Origin of the sequence: Hydrocoleum sp. CS-953 (assembly GCF_002260545.1) — a bacterium.
In the GTDB taxonomy this organism is placed as follows: Bacteria; Cyanobacteriota; Cyanobacteriia; order Cyanobacteriales; family Microcoleaceae; genus Trichodesmium.
In genome coordinates this window covers 1-9,484 of the sequence record NZ_LGSU01001301.1, presented here as the reverse complement: position 1 = coordinate 9,484, position 9,484 = coordinate 1, and the positions used below count along the sequence as shown (strand labels likewise).

Genomic DNA, 9,484 nt, shown 5'->3' with positions numbered 1-9,484 from the left:
GATAAATCTAGCTAAAAATGAATCGACGATTATTACTACATGGAGTTACCAGTAGCTTACTTTTTAATTTCTTGCCCTGGGAGGGTTTTCAGGCGAAAAACCAAAAGCTTCTGGGCTACATCCGAACCAATTGGAGTCGCGATCGCTACACATACGGCTCATATTCATACATCCCAAAGGGAGCTTCGCGCAGTGACATTGGTGCCCTGGAGCAGCCCATTGACAAGAAGATCTTTTTTGCTGGTGAAGCTACTTTTCCAAAGTATAACAGTACAGTTCATGCTGCCTACGAATCTGGGCTTCGGGCAGCTAACTCAATCTTGCAAGGTAGCGCTGATAGGATTGCAATTATTGGTGCGGGAATGAGCGGCCTTGCTTCAGCACATAAACTTTCCACAAATGGTCGAGAAGTTACTGTGTTTGAAGCACGCGATCGCATTGGGGGACGGATATGGACAGATGATCGGCTGGGAGTACCATTGGAACTGGGAGCTAGTTGGATTCATGGGATAAACGGAAACCCCCTTGTGGATTTGGCCGAGGGGCTAAGTCAGCGACTTATCCGAACGAAAAAAGAGGATTACATTATTCGAGGACGTGGTAGGCGTAAAATTAGGGACAGTGATGCCCCTGGATGGTTGGAAAATGTTGTTAGCATCCAGCACACGGCTGGAACAAATAAAGATCGAATCAATCAGCGAGCTTATCTCTTCGTGAATGACTACGACGGCCCCGATGTCATATTCCCAGATGGATACGCAGGTATTTTGGCAGCCTTCAAGGGTGACTACAAAATTAAATTGAATACACTGGTTAAGGAAATTTCGAGAACTGAAAAAGGGGTGACACTGGGTTTTGAGAAAATTAATAATCAATCTTTTGATGCGGTTTTGGTAACAGTCCCCCTTGGTGTACTCAAAAAAGGAGATATCAAGTTCCATCCTGTATTGCCCAAAAATAAGCAGCGAGCTATTTATCGACTCGGAATGGGGACTTTAGACAAAATTTATTTGTTATTCGATCAGCCATTCTGGGATCTATCAACTACCTGGATATTAACTCCAGAAAACGATCTTCCTCCGGGGCAGTTTAACCAATGGTTTAATCTTTATCCATACATCAAAGAACCTATCATTATGGTTTTAAATGGCGGCCCACCAGCTTTAGCTTTATCGGCACTTTCAGATGAAGATATTGTGCAAAGAGCCTTACAAACTATTTACACTGCCTATTCAGTTTAGAAAAGTTTTAATGAAGAATGAAAATTAAGGTTATTACAAAAACACTAAACTTGTCTAATAATTAAGTAAGGGTTTGGAGACAAAACACCTACAAATAATATATTCTCGACTATAAAAAATAAAAACATAATTAGAGTTTTAAGCTGTTAAGCATTCTGAGATTTTAACCAGTTCCTGTAAACACGCTGAAGAGGTGATTTAACTTTCTCTAAATGTGGAATATTGAGTATGTTTAATACCATCAGTATCCTAATGTCATAAATTGAATAATTAATTTTACCAATAGTTTGATAACCTAGTTTTTCAAAAAAAGGAACCAAGTATGGTAAAGCATCTATAAAATCAAACTTAATTTCATCTAACAACAGTTTTTTGTAATATGCTTGCGCTATTCTCAAGGCTATGAGCTTTCCTCTAACATAACCTTTGACCATAAATATTCCACCAATTGATGTATATAAAATATTAGCATCTCCTACTGTTTCACTGATTTTATAAAGCTTTGAATAATAGTCTGAGTCTGAATCTAAATTTTTAGCATAGTTGCATCGAACAGTACCAAATAACTCATAATTATTAAAAGCCACAAATAAATTAGCAGATAAGTCTAATGAATCTTCTACTTTCTTTTGTTTGTGGTTAGGTTTATAGTTAGTAAAATTTTCCCACTTTCCTAGTTCTTCTACATAGACTTGATAGCGCAATTTGAAAACTTCTTCTCTTTCTTCAGGAGTCTGAGCTAATCTAATTTGTAACATAATTATTTATAGTTTGTCGTTGAGTTTTCACCCCAGAAACATTGATCAGCTCTTAAGCATTTTAAGCGCATATCTATTTTGTACTTGGCTAAGAATACAATTATTATTAATTATAACTGGCTTTGTTGCACAAAGAGAGCAAATAAATAGGGTAAAAATAACAGTGCGTGTGGGTTTGCTGAAAAAGTATTAATGGTCGGGGGTAGATTCTCTCTAATTTCCATTGACTAGATGTCAATTTTTGATTATGATTAATGACTATCAATTATATTAGGATAAGTAATCTACCCATGACAGAAACAAATTTGTCCACAGAATTTCCTGGCGTACAGCGCCCCCGTCGTCTCCGTCGCACTCCCGCTTTGCGACGTATGGTTGAGGAAACCCAGTTAACCGTCAACGATTTAATTTATCCATTGTTTGTGATGGAAGGAGAAGGGCAAAAAGTCGAGGTTGTTTCGATGCCAGGAAGTTATCGCTATACTCTAGATTTATTGCTCAAAGAAATAGAGGATGCTTATAATTTAGGAATTAATGCGATCGCTTTATTCCCCCTAGTTGCGGAAGATCAAAAAGACAACGTTGGTACGGAAAGCTACAACCCAGATGGGTTAATACAAAGAACTGTAAAGGCGATTAAACAAGCAATACCAGATATTGTCGTCATTACTGATGTAGCTCTCGACCCCTATTCTAGCGAAGGTCACGACGGTATTGTGGCGGAAAATGGAGTCATTCTCAACGACGCCACCGTAGAAGCTTTGGTCAAACAAGCACTATCCCAGGCTGAAGCAGGTGCTGATATTGTGGCACCCTCAGATATGATGGATGGGCGTATTGGAGCGATTAGAAAAGCTCTGGATGCTGCTGAATATTTCGATGTGGGAATACTTGCTTACTCTGCCAAATATGCCTCAGCTTATTATGGCCCATTTCGGGATGCTTTGGATTCTGCGCCAAAATTTGGGGACAAAAAGACTTATCAAATGAATCCTGCTAATGCTAGGGAAGCCATCAAAGAGGTTGCTTTGGATATTGCTGAAGGTGCAGATATGGTGATGGTTAAGCCCGCGCTCGCTTATTTGGATATTATTTGTGAGGTGAAAAAGACAACTAATCTACCTGTAGCTGCTTATAACGTGAGTGGGGAATATGCTATGATTAAGGCTGCTGGTGAGAAGGGTTGGATAGATGAGAAAAAGGTGATGTTGGAAACTTTAACGAGTATGAAACGTGCTGGTGCGGATTTAATTTTGACTTATTTTGCTAAGGAAGTTGCGTTAATTTTGAAGTAAGCATTTCCTGCGGAATGCTTCGCAAACAGCTATTAGCTGTCAGCTATCAGCAATAATATCATGTTTGGTTGAACCGTGATAAATAACCATGGAGGAGTCAGGAGGTAGGGACGTTGCATGCAACGTCCCTACAGAGTCAGGAGGGAAGAAAGAAGAACAGGAAAAGAAGGAGAAAGTTTTTTTTATCATTAATTATCCAGACATGATATAACTTATATCATGTCCGGTAGCACAGTTTACTATTCCCTATTCCCTAAAATAGGATTGTTATATAGCGCTACGCATTAAGGTTAGAACATTTCTAAATCGTGAAACCCTTTGACAGTTTACTATTCCCTATTCCCTATTCCCTATTCCCTAGCGCGTAGCGCTATAACAACTATTCAAAAGTTGGTTTAGAAAAGAAACTGAAGAAAATACCTGCTATTATTGCTGCTCCAGCTAACCCAAGCAAAACTGTCGATAAACCAAGAAAAGTTTCTGCCACTCCTACTAAAGCTAAGGGTAAACTTAGAGCAATATTAACTGCATTATTCTGGAGACCAAATACCTTTCCCCGCATTTCTTCAGGAGTTTCTGCTTGAACAGTAGTTTGCATTGGCACTCCAACTACTGCACCAAACATTCCTAAAATACCAATCAAAACCATAGCTACCCAAAACTCTTGATTAAATATAGATAAACCTGCTAAAGAAACTGCCATTCCGATAGATCCAATCATACTAAGTTGGAAATGAGATAACCAATGTCCGAGTTGACCAACCATTCCAGCACCAATAGCCATACCTACTCCAGCAGCAGCTAATAACAACCCAAATTCTTCAGCTTCCATACCAGGAATAATTTCTGCCAAACGTACTGCCAAAACTGCTAAAGCTGCAAAAATAGAAAATAAAACGATTTGCTGAATAATAGCATTACGAACTCGATGATGATTTTTCAGGTAACGTAAGCCATCTCGCAAGTCTGCCAGAATATGGGGTTGTTCCTTTTCTGTTAGGTCTTTCTGTTCCCCTGTTTTGAGTAGTATTAATAGTAAACCAGCGATCGCGTAACTTCCCCCTACGACTAATTCTTTACCTAAAGCTTCCCCAAAACCAATTTTTGCTACTAAATTATCGGCTAATTCTAATAATGGGTCTCCTACTGCAAAGCCGATAATTACAGAAGCCATCATTGTAGTGGTGTAGAGAGAGTTGGCAGAAAGTAGGTTTTGCTTTTCTACAATTAAGGGAATAACCGCTTGTTCCGCAGGGGCAAAAAATTGAGTCAGGGTAGAAACTAAAAAAGTCAACAATAACATTAGGCAAAATCCTAAAGGTAGGTTGCCTAGATTAAAATCGTTAGATAGCCACAATATTATTGGCAAAATCAGAACTAAACCACCTCTGACAATATTTGTCACAACTAAAACGGCTTTTTTTGGCCATCTATCTACATAGACACCAGCTCCAGCTCCAAATAATACTGCGGGAATAGTAAAAGCAATCATAATTGCGGATACCCATCCACTGATAGTCTGGTCTTCTGCTTGGAATTGATTAGCAATAATAGCAATCATTAATACCAGGTAAACTTTGTCTGCTAGTTGGGAAAATACTTGACCACTCCAGAGGGTTAAAAATTTACCATTTTTCAGCACTGGCAAAAGTCCACGTTCTGGTTCCTTTTCTGCTAATGATGCAGCGGAAATAGATTTGTTTTTCGGTTGTTTTTCTTGTCTTTTTTTTGTTTGTAAATTTGAATCAGATAGTTGCATTTTAATTGATAATTAATAATGAATATTGTTCAAGAATTGAGAATTGAGAATTACCTCTTATTATAAAAAAAGAGGATTGGTTAAAAAGATTTTTTTTCTCCATGAATGGAGAGGCTTTATACCTTAATTTTTCGGTAAATTATTTGTGAAAAAAATTTGGTTTGGATACTAAATTTATACAGTAGTTTATAGCACCGCCTATCCCTAATTTTTCGGTGAGTTAAGCGTTCCTAATGGAATGCTTTGCGCGAGTAAAAACGCATCCTACTGGACTGAATCTTAACTACTCCCTACTCCCTACTCCCTACTCCCTATTTGAGATTCTAAATAAGTATCAATCAATTCCGCAGAGCGGATAGAGTAGCCCAAATGATACTGAGCATATTTTCTTAAAAGTTTTTCTACTACAATCCAATCTTGATGGGAAGTGAGTTTAACTAGGGCTTTGAGTTGAGGTTCAGCTAACTGCTGAAGTAGTGAAAGTTGATTAGCATTGAGTAAAGTATTGATTTTAGTAGTAGTCTTTTGTCCTAATAAGTTTGGATAAGAAGATTGTACAACAGAAGTATCATCAATTTTAATAATTCCTCCTGAGTCTATACTAAAGCCTACTTGCCAGTCGGAATAATTGAAGTTTGGTTGTAATTCATTTCCTGTAGCACAACACATTTGGACTTGTGGTGCTATTCCTTCTATAGCGAGTAGATGATAAATTCCATGAGCGAGGTATGCTATAAGTTGGGTATGCCAAAGTCGGTCGGTTTTATGTTGTAGTTGTTCTATTCGACCCAAATGTTCGCTTAGTAAATAGAAAAGTTCTGTTTGAGGATGTTCGCTCAGAGCTTGGTGAAGGACTAATTCTGCTAAATATTGACCTGCTGCTAATTTTCCCAGGTTTTGACTTAGGCCCGCGTAGGATAGTATAGTTTCTGCTTGATTGATTCTATCGAGCGATCGGCCTTTGGATATTAATAATTGATTTACTACAAATAGTTCACTTCTACCACCCAGTTTGGACTTTTGCTTTCTGACTCCGGGAGCGACTACTCGTATCAAACCATATTCTGGGGTGAGTATGGTTAATAGACGGTCTGATTCTCCTAAAGGCATGGCTTTGAGATTTATTCCAGTTGCTTTATAGAGTTGGGCCATATATTCAGTTATCAGTTATCAGCACTTTTCATTTCAGTAGGGTTGATTAAATCTTAAAGCATTTACAGATAAAGGTTTTAGGCTTTCTAGATTTTCTGGTGTTTATTTGTTGAGCTGCTTCATACTCAAAAAGTTAGTATTTTTGCTGCTGAGTTAGGCAAAGAAGTTACTCCCTCACTCCCCTACTCCCCCACTCCCCTACTCCTTAAAAAAGGTGGCATTCCTGGAGCAATAACTGATTGATTTTTAGTTTCCTGTTTGGCTACTTCTAAGTTAAGTTCAAATAGAAATTTTAGAGTTTCCTCATTATTTTTTATGCCATAAGCAGAACGTACTTTACTATCGAGATTTTCCTGTGCTTGGTGTAATTTTGTGTTTTTGGTTTGCTCTAAATTTTGATAAATTTCTCTTAAGCTAATTTGATTTTTCTCCATAATTTGGCGACGAACTTCGAGCAATTCTACGGCTGCACTTGCCACATTCATAACTTGTTCTGAAGTTGGATTTTGCGGCCAGGGAAATGTATCAAAAACAGTCTTGGATGTATACCGAAAATCGCCCTTTAAAGTTGAACAACGTTCTGTAAACCAAAGCCAATGAATAGTTGATTGTAAAATACCAAAAGAATAGTCGTCAGAAAGTGGGAAAACTTGTAAAGCATCGCTTGGTCTAATATCAGAATTAATAAATTCAAAAATCGGTCTTTTTGTGACTCTACTACAAACAATATATCGAGATAATTTTTCAATTTTGCCGATTAATTCTGGTCTGGGATAAGAAAGTAACCACCACTTAGCTAGAAAGTTTTGATGATGTCTATTAACTTTAGCTTTCGGATTTTTTTTGCGAGCTATTTCATTGCGTTTAATTTCTGTTTCTCCTGTAGATTCTCTGGTGGGTAAAACTAACTCTTTAATCCGTTGAAATGGCAGTTTATATTTTTTAGCTGCGTCTATTTCTCGTGGGTGAAAATCTATGACATATCGTTGCGGTTGTGGTGGAATAGTTGATAATAAATTATCTCCAGTTAAATAAGGAAAAATTACCTCAGAATTTTTGCTAGAACTAACAATCATTTCTGTTGCTTCTGCGGGAGTTAATAAAAAACCTTCGTGTCCGTGAGTTTGCCCTTGATAACAACTTTGGGAATCAGAATTAACTTTTAATTGTTGAGCTTGAGTAACATCAAATCCTGTAGAAAGAGCAGAATTAATATAGTCTAATTCCATCATTTCCCAAGGATTATTTTCTTGATCTCCAATTTGATAATAAAGTTTCTTTTTGCCAGTTACTTTTCCCTTCATCCAATTAACAATTGAAACATGAACTACAGCATCTCCAGACCAAGGTTGACTTGAAACAGCTTCCGTAATAGTGCCCGAATTAACAATATAATCTAATCCTCCTTCGCGAGAATAATTTTGACGTATTGTATTAGTTCCCACTAAACCAGCACGACCGTTTTCTGGTAATTCATCGTGGCTTTTTCTAAACCAATAAACACAATAATCTGCTCTCCCTGGAACTTCTGAATATTTCTCTCTTAATTTATTAATATAACTACGACCTAATTCAGCTTGCATTTTATTTTTAGACTGAAAAGGAGGGTTGCCAATAATCGCATTTACTTGAGGCCATTTACTAAATAAAGCATCCTTACAAACAATATTTTTATTCAAAGTATCTAGAGGCAAAACTGTTTCATTTATCCCTAGTTTATCAATAGCAACTTTACGAGCAATAGTTAATGTTACTCGTGCTAATTCAACAGCAAAAGAATTATTGTCTATGCCATAAAATTGTAAGGGCGTAACAAACCCCATTTCTAGCTGAGGTGATTGAGAAATTTCGGTTAATTTATCTAGTAATAACTGTTCGGCAAGTTTCAATTCTTGATAAGCCATATAAAGAAAATTTCCCGAACCACAAGCAGGATCGAGAACTCGATAATTTCGCATTTCTGTTCTGAGAAATTCTAACTCTTTAACAGTATTAGCTGCATCAATTTTGTCTTCCCAATACTTACTAATAGTCGGTCGAATTATTTTCATAATGTCATTTTCTGAAGTAAAGTGAATCCCTCCTGCATGACGTTCTTTTTCACCCACCGTACTTTGAAAAATATTACCAAAAATAGCAGGTCGAACTTTACCCCAATCTTCCTGTGCTGAAGCTTCTAAATATTCTAATTCTTCTCGACGTAATTCAATTTGAGGAATAGTCGCAAATAATCCGCCGTTGAAAAAATCTACACCCTTACACATACCCACTTTCGTAATTCCTGGATTATTCATTTCTTGGAATAAACGACCAGACAAAATATCATAAGTGCTTTCTCCTTTTAGACATTTTTGAATACAATTAGTAAACATATTTTCTGGTAATAAACCTCGCCATTGAGCAAACATTGCTAAGACAGATTGCAAGACAAATCTTTGCGCTTCTTCGACAGTAAAATTACTCCCACTTCTAGCCTTAAGTTTCTGAAATAATTCTCCCATTCTTTGAGCTGCTCTTTTTGTCACTTCCACAACTTGAGAATTACGAAAATTAGGAATATTTGAACTATATTCCATAAAGGTAAAAGCATTCAAACGTTCCGGCAATTCTACTAAGGGAATAATATCAATAGGAGTATCAACTAATTTGTCAAAATCATAAATCCAAAATTCTTCAAAATTACAGAGAATTACATATTTTGGTCTTGGTGTTAAATTTCTGGCATATTCCCAAGCTTGACCGTAATGTTTGTGGAGATTTTTTATCTGTTTAGATTTCATTTCAACTAATACCGAAGCTAGATTTTGACGCGGCCAAAATAAATCGGCAAATCCTGTTTTTCCCTTGCGACTACCATCAGGAACTACCTCTTCACATTTAGCACCTGCTTCTTTTAAACCTGCATATCCAAATGCTTGAAAAAATCTCTCTAAAAATAACTGACCATCACTTCTTTCTCTACCACTAATATATTCCCGACAATAGTTAAGAAAACCGTGGATACTTTCTGGTGTAGCTGGCATAATAATATCGTTTATGAAAAATTATCTTGTATTAATTATAGAAGCTATTTAGTATCTTTGCTCGTGATTAAATTTTTGAGTTGTTAGTCATTTGTGAAATAGAGGCAATAATAGTTGACATAAAGGTAAAAGCATTCAAACATTCCGGCAATTCTACTAAAGGAATAATATCAATAGAAGTATCAACAAAGCCTGTCAAAATTACAGAAAATTACATATTTTGGTCGCGGTGTTAAATTTCTAGCATATTCCCAAG

7 protein-coding genes are annotated in these 9,484 nt (G+C 36.8%); 2 read left to right on the top strand and 5 right to left on the bottom strand.

All coding sequences use genetic code 11. From position 1 onward, the window contains the following. Window positions 1-119 precede the first annotated feature (119 nt). Window positions 120-1,241: an FAD-dependent oxidoreductase gene (locus AFK68_RS23490; protein WP_371357522.1), complete on the top strand. Its 1,122-nt coding sequence runs from the start codon at window positions 120-122 to the stop codon at window positions 1,239-1,241. A gap of 146 nt (window positions 1,242-1,387) precedes the next feature. On the opposite strand, the gene AFK68_RS23485 is transcribed toward AFK68_RS23490, so the two are convergent. After that, window positions 1,388-1,999, bottom strand: coding sequence for a hypothetical protein (locus AFK68_RS23485; RefSeq protein ID WP_094675555.1), 612 nt, complete (start codon window positions 1,997-1,999; stop codon window positions 1,388-1,390). Between the two features lie 290 nt (window positions 2,000-2,289). Between AFK68_RS23485 and hemB the strand changes: the two genes are divergently transcribed. Then, complete coding sequence (gene hemB, locus AFK68_RS23480) at window positions 2,290-3,294, top strand: porphobilinogen synthase (RefSeq protein ID WP_094675554.1); 1,005 nt, start codon at window positions 2,290-2,292, stop codon at window positions 3,292-3,294. Between the two features lie 379 nt (window positions 3,295-3,673). Here hemB and AFK68_RS23475 read toward each other — a convergent pair whose 3' ends face one another. The 4 genes from AFK68_RS23475 to AFK68_RS43595 all read right to left on the bottom strand — a co-directional run bounded on the left by AFK68_RS23475 (window position 3,674) and on the right by AFK68_RS43595 (window position 9,427). After that, window positions 3,674-5,053: an MFS transporter gene (locus AFK68_RS23475; RefSeq protein ID WP_094675553.1), complete on the bottom strand. Its 1,380-nt coding sequence runs from the start codon at window positions 5,051-5,053 to the stop codon at window positions 3,674-3,676. Window positions 5,054-5,350: 297 nt separating this feature from the next. Continuing rightward, window positions 5,351-6,205: a DNA repair protein RecO gene (gene recO, locus AFK68_RS23470; protein WP_094675551.1), complete on the bottom strand. Its 855-nt coding sequence runs from the start codon at window positions 6,203-6,205 to the stop codon at window positions 5,351-5,353. A 182-nt stretch (window positions 6,206-6,387) separates the two neighbouring features. Then, window positions 6,388-9,228, bottom strand: a complete 2,841-nt coding sequence (locus tag AFK68_RS23465) for a DNA methyltransferase (RefSeq protein ID WP_094675549.1) — start codon at window positions 9,226-9,228, stop codon at window positions 6,388-6,390. Window positions 9,229-9,295: 67 nt separating this feature from the next. After that, on the bottom strand, window positions 9,296-9,427 hold the full coding sequence (locus AFK68_RS43595; RefSeq protein WP_256386625.1) for a hypothetical protein: 132 nt from the start codon (window positions 9,425-9,427) through the stop codon (window positions 9,296-9,298). Between the last annotated feature and the right edge of the window lie 57 nt (window positions 9,428-9,484).